The 16,984-nt window shown below is 55.5% G+C and carries 17 protein-coding genes and 1 pseudogene; 16 read left to right on the top strand and 2 right to left on the bottom strand.

The features are described 5' to 3' along the window. The 15 genes and pseudogenes from HMPREF9538_RS07970 to HMPREF9538_RS08030 all read left to right on the top strand — a co-directional run. Positions 1-631, top strand: a 631-nt coding sequence (locus HMPREF9538_RS07970) for a formylglycine-generating enzyme family protein (protein WP_009485748.1), incomplete at its 5' end; no start/stop codon positions are given. 175 nt (positions 632-806) lie between these two features. Next, positions 807-1,697 carry a formylglycine-generating enzyme family protein gene (locus tag HMPREF9538_RS07975; RefSeq protein ID WP_004189389.1) on the top strand — a complete coding sequence of 297 codons (891 nt, stop codon included), beginning with the start codon at positions 807-809 and terminating at the stop codon, positions 1,695-1,697. 162 nt (positions 1,698-1,859) lie between these two features. Further along, positions 1,860-2,174 (top strand): DUF6392 family protein, encoded by a 315-nt coding sequence (locus HMPREF9538_RS32980; protein WP_153593959.1) that lies wholly within the window; start codon positions 1,860-1,862, stop codon positions 2,172-2,174. After that, positions 2,171-2,352, top strand: a pseudogene (locus tag HMPREF9538_RS33150) (DUF6392 family protein). The gene HMPREF9538_RS32980 and the pseudogene HMPREF9538_RS33150 overlap by 4 nt, the downstream one beginning before the upstream one ends. 10 nt (positions 2,353-2,362) lie before the next feature. Beyond that, complete coding sequence (locus HMPREF9538_RS33145; protein WP_032420614.1) at positions 2,363-2,620, top strand: DUF6392 family protein; 258 nt, start codon at positions 2,363-2,365, stop codon at positions 2,618-2,620. Positions 2,621-2,917: 297 nt separating this feature from the next. Then, the gene (locus tag HMPREF9538_RS07985; RefSeq protein ID WP_009485746.1) at positions 2,918-3,184 is read left to right on the top strand and encodes a PAAR domain-containing protein; all 267 of its coding nucleotides are present in this window, start codon (positions 2,918-2,920) and stop codon (positions 3,182-3,184) included. Between the two features lie 3 nt (positions 3,185-3,187). Next, entirely contained in the window at positions 3,188-4,345 is a 1,158-nt protein-coding gene (locus tag HMPREF9538_RS07990; protein WP_032420612.1) for a hypothetical protein, read from the top strand. Continuing rightward, positions 4,329-7,739: an ImcF-related family protein gene (locus HMPREF9538_RS07995; RefSeq protein WP_009485744.1), complete on the top strand. Its 3,411-nt coding sequence runs from the start codon at positions 4,329-4,331 to the stop codon at positions 7,737-7,739. The genes HMPREF9538_RS07990 and HMPREF9538_RS07995 overlap by 17 nt, the downstream gene beginning before the upstream one ends. Positions 7,740-7,872: 133 nt before the next feature. Continuing rightward, entirely contained in the window at positions 7,873-9,636 is a 1,764-nt protein-coding gene (gene tssF, locus HMPREF9538_RS08000; protein ID WP_009485743.1) for a type VI secretion system baseplate subunit TssF, read from the top strand. A gap of 29 nt (positions 9,637-9,665) precedes the next feature. Next, a complete protein-coding gene (gene tssG / locus HMPREF9538_RS08005) occupies positions 9,666-10,682 on the top strand; it encodes a type VI secretion system baseplate subunit TssG (protein WP_074194238.1) in 1,017 nt (338 codons plus the stop codon). Continuing rightward, the gene (tssJ, locus tag HMPREF9538_RS08010) at positions 10,663-11,199 is read left to right on the top strand and encodes a type VI secretion system lipoprotein TssJ (RefSeq protein WP_004175532.1); all 537 of its coding nucleotides are present in this window, start codon (positions 10,663-10,665) and stop codon (positions 11,197-11,199) included. The genes tssG and tssJ overlap by 20 nt, the downstream gene beginning before the upstream one ends. A gap of 2 nt (positions 11,200-11,201) precedes the next feature. Next, the gene (gene tssE / locus HMPREF9538_RS08015) at positions 11,202-11,645 is read left to right on the top strand and encodes a type VI secretion system baseplate subunit TssE (RefSeq protein ID WP_004175538.1); all 444 of its coding nucleotides are present in this window, start codon (positions 11,202-11,204) and stop codon (positions 11,643-11,645) included. 19 nt (positions 11,646-11,664) lie between these two features. Further along, positions 11,665-13,080 carry a VasL domain-containing protein gene (locus HMPREF9538_RS08020; RefSeq protein WP_009485741.1) on the top strand — a complete coding sequence of 472 codons (1,416 nt, stop codon included), beginning with the start codon at positions 11,665-11,667 and terminating at the stop codon, positions 13,078-13,080. A 131-nt stretch (positions 13,081-13,211) separates the two neighbouring features. After that, positions 13,212-14,126 (top strand): sugar ABC transporter substrate-binding protein, encoded by a 915-nt coding sequence (locus HMPREF9538_RS08025; RefSeq protein ID WP_002910453.1) that lies wholly within the window; start codon positions 13,212-13,214, stop codon positions 14,124-14,126. Between the two features lie 83 nt (positions 14,127-14,209). Further along, on the top strand, positions 14,210-14,539 hold the full coding sequence (locus tag HMPREF9538_RS08030) for a hypothetical protein (protein ID WP_009485740.1): 330 nt from the start codon (positions 14,210-14,212) through the stop codon (positions 14,537-14,539). Between the two features lie 81 nt (positions 14,540-14,620). Here the strand turns inward: HMPREF9538_RS08030 and ychF are convergent, their stop codons facing one another. Together ychF and pth are read right to left on the bottom strand one after the other, a co-directional pair. Further along, positions 14,621-15,712 (bottom strand): redox-regulated ATPase YchF, encoded by a 1,092-nt coding sequence (gene ychF / locus HMPREF9538_RS08035; RefSeq protein ID WP_002910443.1) that lies wholly within the window; start codon positions 15,710-15,712, stop codon positions 14,621-14,623. 117 nt (positions 15,713-15,829) lie between these two features. Beyond that, positions 15,830-16,414 carry an aminoacyl-tRNA hydrolase gene (gene pth / locus HMPREF9538_RS08040; protein WP_004180389.1) on the bottom strand — a complete coding sequence of 195 codons (585 nt, stop codon included), beginning with the start codon at positions 16,412-16,414 and terminating at the stop codon, positions 15,830-15,832. A 272-nt stretch (positions 16,415-16,686) separates the two neighbouring features. Here pth and ychH point away from each other — a divergent pair, with 272 nt between their 5' ends. Further along, complete coding sequence (ychH, locus tag HMPREF9538_RS08045; protein ID WP_002910437.1) at positions 16,687-16,962, top strand: stress-induced protein YchH; 276 nt, start codon at positions 16,687-16,689, stop codon at positions 16,960-16,962. Positions 16,963-16,984: the final 22 nt, after the last annotated feature.

Below are 16,984 nucleotides of genomic sequence, written 5' to 3'. Positions count from 1 at the left end.
TACCAACGATGATTATAATAAATATCTGCAAATAACAGGGGTAAAAAAAGCACCCATCCATATTTTTTTAAAAAATTATCCATCCTTGCAAAAAGGAGATTATTCTGTTGGTGTTACCTGGCAACAGGCAAAAGGCTATTGTCAGTGGTTAGGTAAGGAGTCTGGTAACAAGATTGATTTACCAACAGAGGCGCAATGGGAATATGCAGCAAGATCCAGAGGTCAATATTTTCAGTTTCCAACAAATAATGGTGAGTATTTACCTGGAAAAAATGTTCCGGGTAAAGATGAATTAGATAAATATACAGATGGTTTTGGTTTCCCATTTTACCCAGTAGGCAAATATCCCCCAAATCCCCTGGGTCTGTATGACATGGGACTTAGTGGCTCAGAATGGACCAATGACTGGTATGCGTCAGATTATTACTCTCATTCTCCGGTAAACGATCCCCAGGGACCTGCGCAGGGTACTAAAAAAGTCCTGCGTGGATATATTGGCGGCGACAGACAGTACGCTTTAACCATGTTCAGGCAATCAAAATTGCCAGTTCCGAAGATCGATAAAGACGATGACTATGAAAAATATGGTGTTGGCCCGCAGTATGTCTTTCGTTGTGTCGTTAATAAATAATGTGTGATGCTATCTCTTATTTTAACCGAATCAGAATGCTCAACGAATATTCGGCTGAACCGGATAGGATATTTAATCTACGCCGGATTTCCTGATGTCAGAATATCTTGCCATGATTGATGACCAGCACCCGACGGGGATAATGACTGCCTGATGCAATGGCTGAGGTGATAAGATGAGAAAATTAATCGTAGTTGCTTCTGTTGCCGCCAGTTTACTGCTCGGGTGCGATCAGGGAAATACCACCGGGAGTGAAAAAGCAGCTAAAGCACTTGTGGATAAATCGGTCTCTAATATGGTCCCTGTTCAGGGTGGTGAGTTTTTAATGGGTGATTTTGGTCCATTAGTTGGTGAAAAATTACTTTTCAGCATACAACAGGATGATAAAACTTTACATAAGGTTATTTTAAGTGATTTTTCGATATCAAAATATAAAGTCACCAACGATGATTTTAATGTTTATTTGAAAGTAACAGATAAAAAAAATCCACCTGTGGATATACTGGCAAAACGTCATCCTTCTCTGCTAAAGGGGGATTATCCTGCAGGTGTTATCTGGCAACAGGCAAAAGATTATTGTCAGTGGTTAGGTAAAAAATCCGGTAAAAAAATTGATTTGCCGACAGAGGCACAATGGGAGTTTGCAGCAAGATCCAGAGGTCAGTATCTTCCGTTTGCTACTAACAATGGTGAGTTTTCACCAGGAAAAAATGTCCCCAGCCAGGATGAACTGAATAAATACACTGATGGGATGGGGCTTCCCATTTATCCAGTAGGTAAATACCCATCAAATCCCTTAGGCCTGTATGATATGGGACTGAGTGGTTCAGAATGGACCAATGACTGGTATGCAGAAGATTATTACTCCCACTCTCCGGTAAAGAATCCTCAGGGACCAGAGCAAGGGACCAAGAAAGTGTTGCGTGGGAATGTTGGCGGCGACAGACAGTACGCATTGACTATGTTTAGACAATCTGCTTCACCACTCCCAGAAGAAGTTGATGGTGACTATGAAAAATATGGTGTTGGTCCGCAGTATGTATTTCGTTGTGTCGTTAATAAATAATGTGTGATGCTATATCTTATTTTAAAAAATCGGTGGCGTTCAACATATAAGGTTTTTTTCTAATGGATGGTAAAATCATGTACAGTAGTGAAATTATTTCATCGTCATCAACGATGATTGTCAACGGAAAAGGTGGTGCTCATTAAAAATCTGAAAGAAGAAATGTTAAGGTTTGAAGATGAAGCCAAAACTGACTGGCTGTTTCCTAATCCTATGCCGTTTGGTCTGGAACGAGTTATGATTCACCAGTGGGTGCGGGCTTATCTAGGATTTCCGATGGTTTACGTTGAAGCAAAAATTGTTATGACTGCTTATAGGGGGGAAGAGATATATACCTTACCTATACCTCATCAAAATAGTTCTGTCGGATTTACCTATAACAATGATTTATTTTCAGAAACCGTGACTTTTTATCCACTGGAGCGAGAAAAGGAGATTCATATTGCGCTGGAGAAAAAGCGACTTGGTGGCAAATGAATATTGATATCGAACACTTGTGAAGCAATTAGGTAAACCTTATCAGGATATTTATGAACAAGGTTTAATTCCCTACAAAACAAAACCAACGATTACTGTTAGTGATGATATTTTCAGGCTGGATATGAGGCGAGAAAGAATATTTTCATCTTTTATAAATAACCAGAAAAAATCTTGAGGAAGTGACTTTGCGGTTAGAAGATGAAAATAAAACGGCTTGGTTATTTCCTAATCCGCTGCCTTTTAGTCTTGAACCAGTAATGACGCAGCGATGGATGCGCGAACGCTTTGGATTTCCCATAGGTTATGGCGAACGCAAAATGATAGGGAGCAATAGTCGTCATATTAGCGAGGTATACCCACTGTTGCCACCTAATCAGAAAATGTCTGTTTTATTTGCTTATAATTCTGGTTATTTTGTTGTTAGTGTGTTTTTTATTGTATAGAGCATGCAATAGAAATTAAGGCGACTTTCACGAGTATAAGGTCGTCTGGCAATTGGCGTTCGAAGTGAAAAATTATTAATGTAGGGGATATCACCTGGGGGAAGAAGTATGTATTAAGTAAAGAGAGGTGTGCAGATATTCCAGATATTATTTTATGTTTATTATTCTTCCTTTGACAGGAGTCGCCGGTTTTTATCTGTTATTAAATGTTATTGCCTCACTCTTTAGGTTGAAATAGATGCGATTGAGTATTCTAATTAATAATTACTGTATCGCTGATATATAAAAGGAAATTCAATGTCCAAAGATTTTGTATTACTCGGCGATAAAACCACGCACGGCGGTGCTGTTATTTCCGCATCTTCCACCATGATTGTAAATGGAAAGCCCGTAGCGCTGGTGGGGGATAAAGTCAGCTGCCCGATTCCGGGACATGGCACTAATGCCATTATTGAGGGATCGCCGGAATGGTCTTCCGATGGTAAAGCCATCGTGGTCGATGGCTGCAAATGTCAGTGCGGTTGCCAGGTGATTTCCGGCGCGCCGGAATGCGCGATAGGATAAAAAATGGGCTGGGTACGAACAAAAGCATTGACCATGGAGCAGCCATCGGCTCCTTCACTGACCCGATGGCTGTTTGCCGGTGTACTGATGGCGATTATCGGTGTCCTGCTCTTTATCCTCCATGCCTCCGGCACCGTAAAAATTATCTCAGTGATAAATATCTGGTGGGTATCCCTGATGCCTGCAGGATGCTGGTTGCTGATTTTTTGCCTGCGTTGCTACCTGTGGGACAGGGATCTGAAAGCTCATCAGTTCTTGCTGAAAGAGGCGGAATACGGACAGCAGAGGTGGGAAGACTGGGCCGGGCGCTGGCTGGCCGTTCTGAGCAGTGCAGTGCTGTTGCCGGATCATATTTCTGCGGCGCATTGGGGGAGTGAGCGGCCTCAGCAATACGGACTTGCCCGCAGCATTAATTACCTTCCGGCAGAAGAGCCCGTGCAGTTGAGTGCGATGCATGCGCTGCTGACCAGTATAGAAGAGCGCGTGCAGTGCCTGCCGGAAGAGCTACCGCTGTATGTCACCCTGATCACGGATAATCCCTCGCCTGAGCTGACCAGCAGTTTCAGTAATCTCTGGAAAGAACACATTCCTGGCCGCGCCGTGCCTGATGATATTACCGTTACCGGCTCATTCTCACTGTCGGAAGTGGAGGAGCGCCTGAAGCAGCCTGTACTGACGGTCAATTTACTCCTGGTCATCCAGCTCAACGGTGGTACAGCATACTCCGACGGGCTGGCCGTGCTGCTGCTGACCAGCGATGATGTGGCGCAAAAATACCATCTGCCGCACTCATCACGGCTGTTACGTCCTATGCCCTTAGATATGACGAACTTTGAAGACGATATCACCCTGTTTCTGGAAACCCAGACTGTAGCCTGCCAGACGCCCTCCGTTATCGGGGACGCAAAAAAATGGACGGAAAGAAGCGCCGCGCTTATCACGCAGGGCGGCAAAATGCATACCCCATGGAAAGCTGAAGATATCGCGCTGCTGGAAAAATGGTGCGGTATTCCGGGACCCGCAGCGCCCTGGCTCCTGACCGCGCTGGCAGCCGATCTGGTCAGCCTCCGTAAACAGCCCCTGCTGGCGTTATTTTCCAGCGAACAGGAACATTTTATCAGTACCATCACCCCAGGGAGTGAAGATGAATATACCGGGTAATGGCCTGGGCCGGTTTGGCCTGGCCGGGCTTACGTTGGCCGGGATGGCTGCAATATGGTGGGGGATCACCCGCTATGGCGGCATGCTGAATATCAATACGCGGGGCGAGCAGGTACTGGCGTTTGTCCAGGTCTGTCTGGCGTTGGTATTTGTTTTTTACCTTCCTGCAATGTCCCGCCGTGTGAAGGAGAGTTTATATCGCCGGCAGTCGCAGCAGGACAGCGTCTTACCCGGCGAAGAAGGGCGCGTGTTGCTGACACCTCCCCGTAATATTACGGTTAGGGAAATTCGCCATACACTACGCTATCAGTACGGGCGCTCCTGGCCCCGAAAAATCCGTATTCTGCTGATAATTGGCTCACTCAGAGACGTAGAACAACTGACCCCAAAGCTCACGCAGGAACTCTGGCAGGAAGATCAGGGTACATTATTGCTGTGGGGGGGTGACCCAAGTGCAGCGGTAGATAACGACTGGTTCACAGCGCTGCGTAAACTGCGTTATCGTCCGGCTGATGGCATAGTGTGGGTAACATCGGGCTTTGACGGCGTTTTGACAACGATGAACAGAACGAAGCCCAGGCTCACGCCAGATGAAATGGACAGTGTGTCTCACTCTCTAAAGCTACGCTACGAAGCTCTTGGCTGGAAACTACCCCTATACGTCTGGTCGCTGTATGAGGGGGGCAACGAAAAAAATGGACGTATCACTCAGCCTGTAGGCTGCCTGTTACCTGCAGGTTGTACGCCGCAAATAGTTGCCGAACAGTTCACTGCCCTGGCGTCGTTACTGATAGAGCAGGGCATCCAGCAGATATGCGGGCAACCACAGCACAATTTTTTACTCGCGCTGGCCGATCAGTTGACCCGTAAACCGGAAACGGTGACGGAGCCGTTATCGGTATTGCTTAATCCTTACCGCCCGCAGCCGCTGGCCGGGGTGGTATTTAGTGAGGCGTCAGTAGAGGCTGGTCGCAGTGTCCGTCATCACTGGGGACGGGATAACCGCTGGGAAACGATACCAGACTCAGTGCTGTGGTTGCCAGCCGGTCTACGTCCGCGCAAACAGGGAGTCAACTGGATGCGTGGGATGAGCGTGGCCGCCGCCGCCCTGATGTTACTCTGGGCCGCCTCAATGACAGTCTCTTTTATCGCCAACCGCCACCTGGTGGCGATCGCACAGCAGCAGGTGCAGCAGGCCTCGGCGGGAAAACAGCCGCTGGCCGTACGCCTGCATGCGCTCTCCGCGTTACAGAAAACGCTTTCTCAACTGGAATACCGCTCGCAGCACGGAGCGCCGTGGTACCTCCGCGCTGGCCTCAGTCAGAACGATGACCTGCTGGCGGCGCTGTTCCCGCGCTACGGGGAGATGGCGCAACCGCTGCTGCGCGATGCGGCGGCGCATCATCTGGAAGAGCAGCTCACCGCCTTCGTGCAGCTGCCGCCGGACAGCCCACTGCGTGAGAAGATGACGAAGACCGCTTACGGACAACTGAAACAATATCTGATGTTGACCCGCCCGGAAAAAATGGACGCCGCGTGGTTCGCCACTACGCTAATGCAGGACTGGCCGCAGCGCTCAGGCATCGCCGACGCCGTCTGGCAGGGCAGCGGCCCTTCGCTGCTGGCATTTTATGCCGCCAGTCTGGTGTCGCATCCGCATTGGCGTCTGCCTGTCGATGACGGTCTGGTCAGCCAGGTGCGCACACGGTTAATTCGCCAACTGGGCCAGCGCAACAGTGAGTCCACGCTTTACCAGAAGATGCTCGCGCAGGTGGCGAATCAGTATGCCGATATGCGCCTGGCGGATATGACTGCCGACACCGATGCTTCGCGTCTGTTCAGCACTGATGAGGTGGTGCCGGGAATGTTTACCCGTCAGGCCTGGGAGCAGGCCGTGCAGCCGGCCATTGAGAAAGTGGTCGCGGAACGCCGCGATGAAATGGACTGGGTGCTGAGCGATACGAAGCAGACTGCCGCGCAGTCGACGTCGCCGGAAGCTCTGCGAGCCAGGCTGGCGGAGCGTTATTTCGCTGATTTCAGCGGCGCCTGGCTGGATTTCCTCAACAGTCTGCGCTGGCAGCGCGCGGCGACCCTCTCCGATGCTATCGACCAGCTGACCCTGATGGCCGATGTGCGCCTGTCGCCGCTGGTGGCGCTGATGAACACCCTGAGCGTGCAGGGGCGAACCGGCCAGACCGGGGAAGCCATCGCCGATTCGCTGGTCAAATCGGCCAGGCAGCTGTTCAACCGTGATAACTCGCCCGCCATCGATCAACGGTCCGGCGCGCGCGGTCCTCTGGATGCCACCTTCGGGCCCGTACTGGCGCTGCTGGACAATCGCGACGGCGGGACACCCACCAGCCGTCTTAGCCTGCAGACCTTCCTGACCCGCGTCACCCAGGTGCGTCTGCGCCTGCAGCAGGTCACCAACGCCACCGATCCGCAGGCGATGACCCGGTTGCTTGCGCAGACGGTATTCCAGGGCAAGGCCGTGGATTTAACCGAAACGCGCGACTACGGCAGCCTGGTGGCGGCGGGGCTGGGCCAGGAGTGGAGTGGATTTGGGCAAACGCTGTTTGTTCGCCCGATGGAACAGGCCTGGCAGCAGGTGCTGACCCCGGCGGCGGAAAGTCTCAACGCCCAGTGGCGCAGCGCGGTGGTGGAGGACTGGAATAGCGCTTTTGGCGGTCGCTACCCCTTTAAAAATACCAGCAGTGAAGTCTCTCTGCCGCTGCTGGCAAAATACCTCGACAGCGAGACCGGGCGCATCGCCCGCTTTCTGCAGACCCGGCTGAACGGCGTGCTGCATAAAGAGGGGAGCCGCTGGATGGCGGACAGTATCAATGCTCAGGGGCTGACGTTTAACCCGGCCTTTCTGCAGGCGATGAATACCCTGAGCCATCTCTCCGACGTCGCGTTCGCCAACGGCGAAGCGGGATTGCATTTTGCGCTACGTCCCGGCACCGCGGACGGCGTGATGCAGACGGAGCTGGTCATCGACAGTCAGAAACTTGTCTATATGAACCAGATGCCGGTCTGGCGGCGGTTCAGCTGGCCCGCTGACACCGAAGCGCCGGGCGCCAGTCTGAGCTGGGTCAGTACCCGGACGGGCACCCGCCAGTATGGCGATTTCCCGGGCGCCTGGGGGTGGATCCGTCTGCTGGATAAGGCGGTGGTCAGCGCTTATCCCGGAACGAGCAGCAGCTGGAGCCTGAGCTGGAAAGCGCCGGATGGTCTGTTGCTGAACTACACGCTGCGTACCGAGGCGGGGGAAGGACCGCTGGCGCTGCTGGTGCTGCGAAACTTTACGCTACCGGAGACGATATTCAGCGTGCGCGCGTCTGCGGAACGTGTTCCGCTGACCGACGATATACCCGGCGAAGAGGGATATTGAACCTTCTCCCTCACTGATTGGCGTTAACCTGCAACGCCAGGCCTCCTTCGCTCATGGCCGCCCGACGGCCAACTAATCTGACCGCGCAGCCATGCTGCGTGTCTCCCTGTAGACGAATAAGGGAATATTCATAATGGACGATTTAACCCTGCGATATTTTGATGCTGAAATGCGCTACCTGCGCGAGGCGGCAAAAGCGTTCGCGCAGGCTCACCCCGATCGGGCGGCGATGCTGGATCTCGATAAAGCCGGTACGCCGGACCCTTACGTTGAGCGCCTGTTTGAAGGCTTTGCCTTTTCCGTAGGTCGCTTGCGCGAAAAAATTGATGATGATCTGCCGGAGCTGACCGAGGGGCTGGTCAGCATGCTGTGGCCGCACTATTTGCGCACTATTCCATCGCTATCGATCGTGGTGCTGACCCCAACGCTGCCGGCGATGAAGATGGCGGAAACGGTGCCCGCCGGGTTTGAGATTAGCTCCCGCCCACTGGGGCCGAAAAATACCGTGTGCCGGTACCGAACCACCCGCGATCTGACGCTTAACCCGCTGGCGATAGAGGAGGCGGTGATGACGGCGGAGCCGGACGGACGTTCGGCCCTGCGACTACGATTCGCCTGTAGCGAGCTGGCTAACTGGTCGCAGACCGATCTCCGCCGCCTGGCGCTGTACCTGGGGGAAGACGCTGTTACCGGCAGCGCCCTCCATCTGTGGCTGACCCGACGCCAGGCCGCGCTGTACCTGCGTCTGCCGGGTCAGACAGAGCGGGTAAGCCTCGACGGCTATTTTTCCCCGGGGGGATTCAGCGAGGAGGATCGTTTATGGCCGAAGGGGGAGAGCGCTTTCAGCGGCTATCAGCTGCTGCTCGAGTATTTCACCTTTCGCGAAAAATTTATGTTCGTGCAGCTAAATGGCCTGGAAAACATCACCCTGCCGGCGGGGATATCGCATTTCACGCTTGAGGTGGTGTTCAGCGAGGTCTGGCAAAGTGATTTACCCGTCAGCGCAAGCAGCCTACGCCTGCACTGTGTGCCGGTGATTAACCTGTTTACCCTTGAGGCCGATCCGTTGACCATCAGCGGCCTGGAGAGCGAATACCTCCTGCGTCCGAAGCGCCTGCAGGACGGGCATACCGAAATCTATTCTGTTGACAGCGTGACCGGCTCCGGGCGCACCGGGGAGGCACGCTATGTGCCTTTCACCCGCTTTCGTCACCAGGGGGGAATGATGCGTCGCCATGCGCCGGAGCGCTACTACCACACCCGCGTAAAACGGGGCGTAACCGGCATGCACGATACCTGGCTTATCCTCGGCGGACAGCAATGGGAGGCTGACCGGGAGCTGGCGCGGGAAACGGTCTCCTTGCGCATCACCGGCACTAACGGCCAGCTGCCGCGCCGGGCGCTACAGAGCACGCTGCTGGATCGCTGTGAGTCGATATCAGCCACGCCGCTTACCGTCCGCAATCTCTGTAAGCCCACGCTGCCGGCCTATCCCCCGGCGGAAGACCGCTACCACTGGCGGGTCATGAGCCATCTGGGCACCCGTTTTCTCAACATGATGAGCAGCGCCGAGGTGCTGCGCGGCACGCTGTCGCTCTACAACTGGCGGGAGGATGAGCTTAATAATCGCCGTCTGGACGCCATTCTGGCGGTCAGCCATCACCGAATTCAGCGTTTCGAGCAGGGCTTCCTGCTGCGCGGGCTGGATATCGAAGTGACGCTCGACGGTAGCGGATTTACCGGTGCGGGCGATGTCCACCTGTTTGGCGACATGCTCAACCGCTTTTTCGCACTGTATGCCGATATGAATCAGTTCAACCAGCTGACGCTCATTGTTCAACCTGAAGGGAAATGTATCCGGTGGAAAGAGAATCACAGTCTGCGCCTGCCCGGCTGATGGCGCAGCTCCGGCCTCAGTTGCCGTACATGAATTTTTACCGCTTCTGCCAGTTGCTGGAGAAGAACCATCCGAAGGCGCCGATCATCGGCAGCGGCTGGCTATTAGGTGATGAACCCATACGCTTTCGCCCGCATCCGGGGATGGGCTTTCCGGCTGGCGAAATCCGCGGAATGGACGATCCTGAACCGCCCCGTCCGCCGGCGGTTCGCGTGACTTTTATGGGACTCTACGGCGTGGAATCCCCGCTGCCGACCCACTATAGCGATGACATTGCGCAACGGCGGGAAGGCGTCGAGGCCACCGAGGATTTCCTCGATATCTTTAACCATCGGCTGATCGCCCAGTATTACCGTATCTGGCGCAAATATTCCTACCCGGCAACCTTTCGGGCGGGCGGCACGGACAACATCTCGCAGTATCTGCTGGGCCTGGCGGGGCTGGGCATACCGGGATGTGCCGCCGTTGCCGCAGCGCCGCTGTCGCGATTTCTGGCGCTGCTGCCGGTGATGATGCTGCCGGGGAGATCCGGGGAAGGCATGGAGGCGCTGGTGGCGCTCCTGGCCCCGGGGACCCGGGCGACGGTGTACCACCACGATCCCTGCCGGATCCCCTTGTCGCAGCCGTTAACGATGAGCGTCCGTCAGCCGGTTAGCCTGCAACATAGGCCAGTGATGGGAACCTACGCCACGGATGTGAACGGTCAGGTATTGCTGCAGCTGGCAACGGAAAAGCCTGATGAGGTTCGCGGCTGGCTGCCCGGCGGCGAACTGTTCAGCGACCTGATGGCGCTTCTGCACGTCTGGCTCGGATCTCATCTTGACGTGCGGCTGCAGCTTTGCGTCGCCCGCCGTTTACTGCCGGATGCGCAACTTTGCTGCCAGCAGGAGCATGCCGTCCAGCTCGGCCGTACCGCTGTGCTGCGTCCTCTGGATGCGCAGAAACAGGCTGACGACAGAGTCACGATTTATCTGGGGCGCTATCAGCGCGTCCGGGAAAATATCCACCGCAGGGAGAGCGATGAAGATGGCGATTACCGCAGTTAAACCCTCCGCCAGGTTGCTGGCATTCCTCATGGTTACCGTCTTAACCGGCTGCGGACTGACGCAGACCGTGAAAGACGGCGCCGTTTCCGTGACCCAGTCCATTTTTTACCCCCAGGTGAAAACCCTGCATCTGGATCTTCGCGCCCGGGAAGGCGTGAATAACAATGCCAAAGGCGCCTCCCTGGCGACGGTGGTGCGTATTTATCAGCTGAAGGACCGGCAAGCGTTCGACAATACTGACTACCCGTCGCTGTTTGCCGGCGATGGCCAGGCGCTGCAGGCGGACCGGGTGGCGGAAAAAGATGTTCGCCTGCGTCCGGGCGAATCGGTGACCGTCGATATGCCCATGGAAACCAGCGCGCAGTTTGTGGCGGTGGCGGCCATGTTTATCGATCCAGACCTGACGCAAAACAGCTGGCGACTGGTACTCACCCGGGACGAACTTGATCCGGCGAGGCCGCGCATTATCGAAGCCAGCCAAAATCAACTGACGCTGCACCCGTTTAAGGAGAAGTGAAAATGCCTCGTCCCTCCCTGTATGACATCCTGTACGGCAATTTCGCCGGCGGGCTTGACCTGAATACTGTCAGCGAAACGGATCAGGTCATCCTGTCGGTGCTCGATAACATGCAGCGCATCCTCAACTGTCGGGCCGGAACGCTGGCGCATCTGCCGGACTACGGCCTGCCGGATATGACCGCTGTCCTCCAGGGGATGCCAGCGTCGGCGCATCAACTGATGAGCACGTTGTCGGCGGTGTTGCTGAAATACGAACCGCGCCTGCAGCGGATCGCGGTGGTGATGCTCGATCAGCATGCGCCCGGCGAACTGCGCTATGCCATTGATGCGGAGCTGAAGGATATTGGCCTGGTGCGTTACGGCACGGAGTTTATGCCCGAGGGCAGGGTGTTGATCCGCCACCTCAAACGTCAGCAGTACCTTGACGCCCGCTCCGCCCTCTAATCTCTCGCTGAAAGACATCATGATGACAACACACCACGACCGTCACTATAAAGCCGGTGGCGACCCGCGCACGCTGGCTGATTTTATGGCCCTGCGTGCGGAAATGAACAAGCTCAGCCACCCGGCGCGGCCGGATATTAACTGGCCGTATGCCGAGCAGCTTGCCCGCGGGCTGTTGGAGCATCACGGCGCGGACCTGCAGACTGTCGCCTGGTATACCCTGGCCCGCGCCCGGCTGGGCGGGGTGGCAGGGATCAATGAGGGGCTGACGCTGATGGAGTCGCTGCTGGTTCGTCAGGGGAAAAACCTGTGGCCACAGGCGCTCCCGGCCCGGACAGAGATCTTCCGCACCCTGAGCAAGCGGCTGCGGCAGGTGATCCGTACCCTGAATCTTACCCCAGAGGATGTTGAGTCGCTTGAGCAGGCTGAACGTTCGCTGCAAAGCTTCGACGCAGTGCTCCAGCGCCTTGAGATCGCTCCTGAAAACCAGCTGAGCGACCTGCGGGCGCTACTGCACAGCACGGCAACTCGCTTCGAGAGCCTCGACCCTGCGCCAGCGCTTCCCACCGCGCCGCCGGTGGCGGTGTCTGACGCGGAACTTCCCGGCACTCTGGTCAGCGAAGAGGATGCGGCGAAGGTTGAGCCAGTGCCAGACCTAAAACGTAGACCAAAGGCTGAACCGCTGGCTCCGCCTTCACCTGCAAAGCGGCCCGCGCCGGTGGCGGCGTCTACTCCGGCAGCCGCGCCGCGCTGGAAGCCGTTTATCGCCGGAATGGTTACCATGCTGGCGGTAACGGGTATCGCCGTCGGCGGATGGCTGGCGCTGCGTCAGTCCGACTTGCCGCCCATTTCGGTCACCCAAAATGCCGGACCGATACCGGGCCTGCCGGCGACAACGCCCCCGGGGCCGATTGATCTGCCACAGACGCAGCGCCAGCTTGGCGAGCTTGCCCGCCTGGCGCCGGACTGGGCGGTCAGCTACGGCGACCAGCTGGTCCACCAGGCCCTTATCCGCTGGCCGGATCAGGCGCAACCGCTGGCGCAGCAGTGGCGGCAGCAGCTGAGTGCTGGCGCATTGCCCGCGGAAAATCTTACCGGCTGGTCGGAGGGCATGCAGCAGCTGCAGCGGCTCGCCGACCAGCTCAATGCCCTCGACGAGCAGAAGGGGAAGTACCTGACGGTGAGCGAACTGAAAACCGCAGTATTTGCCATCACACAGTCGTTTAACCGCGCTGTTCCGCTGGAGGAGCAGCTGCGCCAGCTGGCCGCGCTTCCCGTTGATCAACCCTGGCCAGCCGCGCGGGGAAGCCTCGCGGAGCTGCATCTGCAACAGCTGATAGTGGAGTATGCCCTGCTGAAGCGAAAACAGCCGGCGTCGCCGACCGCTGCGCTCCCCGCAACCGGTGAGCCCTCGGTGAGTGAGGCGGTGAAATAAAGTGTGCGCATGGCAACATTTTCTTTACATCAATATTGCAAGAACCGAACGCCCTTCGTAGTCTGAAAATGATTTAAATATACCGTTTGTGGTTGTATTGAAAATTTTATTTCGATCTCTGAGGGCATACTATGAAGCACTGTAAAATCATCCTGTTAGTAGGCCTTCTGGCCAGTTCCGCTTCGGCATTAGCAGAGAAGATCGGCGTCTCAATGGCCTACTTCGATCAAAACTTTCTCACTATTATCCGCCAGTCCATTGAGAAAGAAGCTCAAGCCCGCCACGTCGACGTACAGTTTGAAGACGCCCGCGGCGACACCGGACGCCAGGCCGATCAGGTGCAGAGCTTCATTGCCTCCGGCGTGGACGCGATCATCGTCGACCCGGTGGACTCCGCCAGCACCCCGCAGCTGACGAAGATGGCGCAGCAGGCCAAAATGCCGCTGGTGTATGTGAACCGGACGCCGGGGGATAAAACGTTACCGCCCGGCGTGGTGTTTGTCGGTTCGGACGAGCGGGAGTCTGGCACATTGCAGATGGAGGCGCTGGCGAAGCTGGCGAACTACAAAGGCAACGTCGCCATCATGATCGGCAATCTCACCGACGCCGGCGCGCTGCAGCGCACCAAAGATGTGGAGCAGGTGGTGGCCAAGTATCCGGCAATGAAAGTGGTGCAGAAACAGCCGGCCAACTATTCCCGCAGCGAGGGAATGGATCTGATGCAGAACTGGACGGGCAACGGAGAAGCGATTGATATTGTGGCGGCGAACAACGATGAGATGGCGATTGGCGCGGCGATGGCGCTGGAGAAAAGCCAGAAGAAGCTGCTGATCGGCGGGATCGACGCCACCCCGGACGGGCTGAAAGCCCTGGCCAGCGATAAGATTCAGGTGACGGTTTTCCAGGACGCCGTCGGTCAGGGCAAAACGGCCTTAGCGGTAGCGCTGAAGCTGATTAAAGGAGAAAAGGTCGAGTCTCATGTCTGGATCCCGTTTGAGTTAGTGACCAAAGAAAACATGCAGACCTATGTGGAAAAGAGTCATTAACGGCAAGGCGCAGGTGCGCGAACCTGGCTGATAAAACCGGGCTGATAATGCGACGCCCGGGCAACTAAATCGGAGGAAAAGGCATGGCAACGGCAAGAAGCGGCTATACGCTGCAGGTGATAAAGGCAGGGCAGCAGGGGCATGTTGAAATGAGATGGGGGCATCTCGCAGACGTTGATACGCGCGCGGCGGCGGCGGCTATCATGCAGCACATCGGGCATTCTTCGTGCTCGCGGGGCCTGCAGGAGATCAGCCTGTCGCTGACCAATGCCGCCAGCGGTATCTCGGTGGAGCTTCATCACCCGGCCTCAGGGGAAAGCGCCACCCCGGCTTTCATCGAGGGCGAGTTAAAGAAAATTGTGCAGATCGTTGATGGCTACGAGGCGGCAGAAGATACCCATATTGTGGAGTAGCGTGTCGCCTGGGTAAAAAAAATCCACGCCGCTGCGTGGATTTTTTTTGCGCGGTGGCGGCGAAAACGCCAGCCAGCGGGATTAGACGTTGAACAGGAAGTTCATCACATCGCCATCTTTCACGATGTAGTCTTTACCTTCAGCACGCATTTTACCGGCTTCTTTCGCGCCCTGTTCGCCTTTGTAGGCAATGAAGTCTTCATAAGCGATGGTCTGCGCGCGGATAAAGCCTTTTTCGAAGTCGGTGTGGATCTTACCGGCTGCCTGCGGCGCGGTCGCTCCCACCGGGATGGTCCATGCGCGAACTTCTTTCACGCCCGCGGTGAAGTAGGTCTGCAGGTTCAGCAGAGCGTAACCGGCGCGGATCACGCGGTTCAGGCCCGGCTCTTCGAGGCCCAGCTCAGCCATGAACTCGTCACGCTCTTCATCGTCCAGCTCGGCGATGTCCGCTTCAACGGCGGCGCACACCGGCACCACCACAGACCCTTCCTGCTCGGCGATGGCGCGAACCTGATCGAGGTACGGGTTGTTCTCGAAACCGTCTTCATTGACGTTCGCGATGTACATGGTCGGCTTCAGGGTCAGGAAGCTCAGATAGCGGATGGCCTCTTTCTCTTCTTTGGTCAGATCCAGCGCACGCAGCATACCGGCGTTTTCCAGCTGCGGCAGGCATTTTTCCAGCGCGGCCAGCTCAACCTTCGCGTCTTTATCGCCGCCTTTGGCTTTTTTGGAGACGCGGTGAATCGCGCGTTCGCAGGTATCAAGGTCAGACAGCGCCAGTTCGGTGTTGATAACGTCGATATCTTCCGCCGGGTTCACTTTCCCCGCGACGTGAATAATATTATCGTTTTCAAAGCAGCGAACCACATGGCCGATGGCTTCGGTTTCACGGATGTTGGTCAGAAACTGGTTGCCAAGACCTTCACCTTTGGACGCGCCTTTCACCAGCCCCGCGATATCCACGAACTCCATGGTGGTCGGCAGGATGCGCTGCGGTTTGACGATTTCAGCCAGCTTGTCCAGACGCGGATCGGGCATCGGTACGACACCGGTGTTCGGCTCAATGGTACAGAAGGGGAAGTTGGCCGCTTCAATACCCGCTTTGGTGAGCGCATTGAACAGGGTGGATTTGCCGACGTTGGGCAAACCGACGATACCGCATTTGAATCCCATGATTTAAATCACCTTAATCTTTGGATAATCAATCTGTTACAAGGAACAGATTGCAGAAAATTGAATAGCTTTGCCTATTATACACGGTGCGCGGCAAAAATGCCGCACGCCAACGGCTTATTGCGCCTTAAAGGCGTGCAAACGGTTGGTCGCTTTGGTCAGCCCGTCCTTTAACCAGATTTCGGTACAGCGCGCCGCTTCGTCGACAGCGTCATCGATCAGTTTCTGCTCGCTGGCCGGTGGTTTGCCAAGCACAAAGCCGACAACCTTGTTTTTGTCGCCCGGATGGCCGATTCCGACGCGTAAACGGTGAAAGTTCGGGTTATTGCCGAGCTTACTGATGATATCCTTCAGGCCATTGTGGCCGCCATGGCCACCGCCAAGCTTAAATTTCGCCACGCCCGGCGGTAAATCCAGCTCGTCATGGGCGACCAGAATTTCATCCGGGTTGATGCGATAAAAGGTCGCCATCGCGGCCACGGCTTTACCGCTGAGGTTCATAAAGGTAGTGGGGACCAGTAGGCGGACGTCCTCGCCCGCCAGGTTGATGCGCGAGGTGTAGCCGAAGAATTTGCTCTCTTCGCGCAGCGGCGCACGATGGCGATCCGCCAGTAAATCCACATACCAGGCGCCAGCGTTGTGCCGGGTGGCGGCATATTCCGCACCGGGGTTGGCCAGGCCGACAATCAGTTTAATGGTCACGTTTTCTATCCTGCATGGGGCATTCTCTGCCGCGTAGTGTACTGTCTGCGGGCGCGCTTGACAAAATTCTGGCTATTAGACAATACCCGCATTGATGATTTACTCACTAAATCATTAGAATTTGATATGGTTCATAGACTTATTTGTAAATTTTTGTCTATTCGCTGTTCACTAATGTGATCGTGGACGCACTCCGCAGAAGAGACCTTGTCTATACTACACCTATAAGATTTGGGGACATTCCCTGGCAACCCAAAGTCCGGAGGTGACACATGAAACGCAAAAACGCTTCGTTACTCGGTAACGTACTCATGGGGTTAGGGTTGGTGGTGATGGTTGTGGGGGTAGGTTACTCCATTCTGAACCAGCTTCCGCAGCTTAACCTGCCACAATTCTTTGCGCATGGCGCAATCCTAAGCATCTTCGTTGGCGCAGTGCTCTGGCTGGCCGGTGCCCGTATTGGCGGCCACGAGCAGGTCAGCGACCGCTACTGGTGGGTGCGCCACTACGATAAACGCTGCCGTCGTAACCAGCATCGTCACAGCTAACCGTAGCATGATTTCCCCCCCC

The sequence above is a fragment of the Klebsiella sp. MS 92-3 genome (assembly GCF_000195655.1).
GTDB lineage: Bacteria > Pseudomonadota > Gammaproteobacteria > Enterobacterales > Enterobacteriaceae > Klebsiella > Klebsiella pneumoniae.
The sequence above is the reverse complement of the archived record's forward strand: the minus strand, read 5'-3'. Positions and strand labels throughout refer to the sequence as shown.

Bases quoted from the DNA above. Each gene is read 5' to 3' on its own strand.
- tssJ (WP_004175532.1), top strand. From the start codon at position 10,663: ATGGCGATTACCGCAGTTAAACCCTCCGCCAGGTTGCTGGCATTCCTC.
- tssG (WP_074194238.1), top strand. From the start codon at position 9,666: ATGAATTTTTACCGCTTCTGCCAGTTGCTGGAGAAGAACCATCCGAAG.
- ychF (WP_002910443.1), bottom strand. From the start codon at position 15,712: ATGGGATTCAAATGCGGTATCGTCGGTTTGCCCAACGTCGGCAAATCC.
- HMPREF9538_RS07985 (WP_009485746.1), top strand. From the start codon at position 2,918: ATGTCCAAAGATTTTGTATTACTCGGCGATAAAACCACGCACGGCGGT.
- HMPREF9538_RS32980 (WP_153593959.1), top strand. From the start codon at position 1,860: ATGTTAAGGTTTGAAGATGAAGCCAAAACTGACTGGCTGTTTCCTAAT.
- HMPREF9538_RS08030 (WP_009485740.1), top strand. From the start codon at position 14,210: ATGGCAACGGCAAGAAGCGGCTATACGCTGCAGGTGATAAAGGCAGGG.
- HMPREF9538_RS07975 (WP_004189389.1), top strand. From the start codon at position 807: ATGAGAAAATTAATCGTAGTTGCTTCTGTTGCCGCCAGTTTACTGCTC.
- tssF (WP_009485743.1), top strand. From the start codon at position 7,873: ATGGACGATTTAACCCTGCGATATTTTGATGCTGAAATGCGCTACCTG.
- ychH (WP_002910437.1), top strand. From the start codon at position 16,687: ATGAAACGCAAAAACGCTTCGTTACTCGGTAACGTACTCATGGGGTTA.
- HMPREF9538_RS07990 (WP_032420612.1), top strand. From the start codon at position 3,188: ATGGGCTGGGTACGAACAAAAGCATTGACCATGGAGCAGCCATCGGCT.
- tssE (WP_004175538.1), top strand. From the start codon at position 11,202: ATGCCTCGTCCCTCCCTGTATGACATCCTGTACGGCAATTTCGCCGGC.
- HMPREF9538_RS08020 (WP_009485741.1), top strand. From the start codon at position 11,665: ATGATGACAACACACCACGACCGTCACTATAAAGCCGGTGGCGACCCG.
- HMPREF9538_RS07995 (WP_009485744.1), top strand. From the start codon at position 4,329: ATGAATATACCGGGTAATGGCCTGGGCCGGTTTGGCCTGGCCGGGCTT.
- HMPREF9538_RS08025 (WP_002910453.1), top strand. From the start codon at position 13,212: ATGAAGCACTGTAAAATCATCCTGTTAGTAGGCCTTCTGGCCAGTTCC.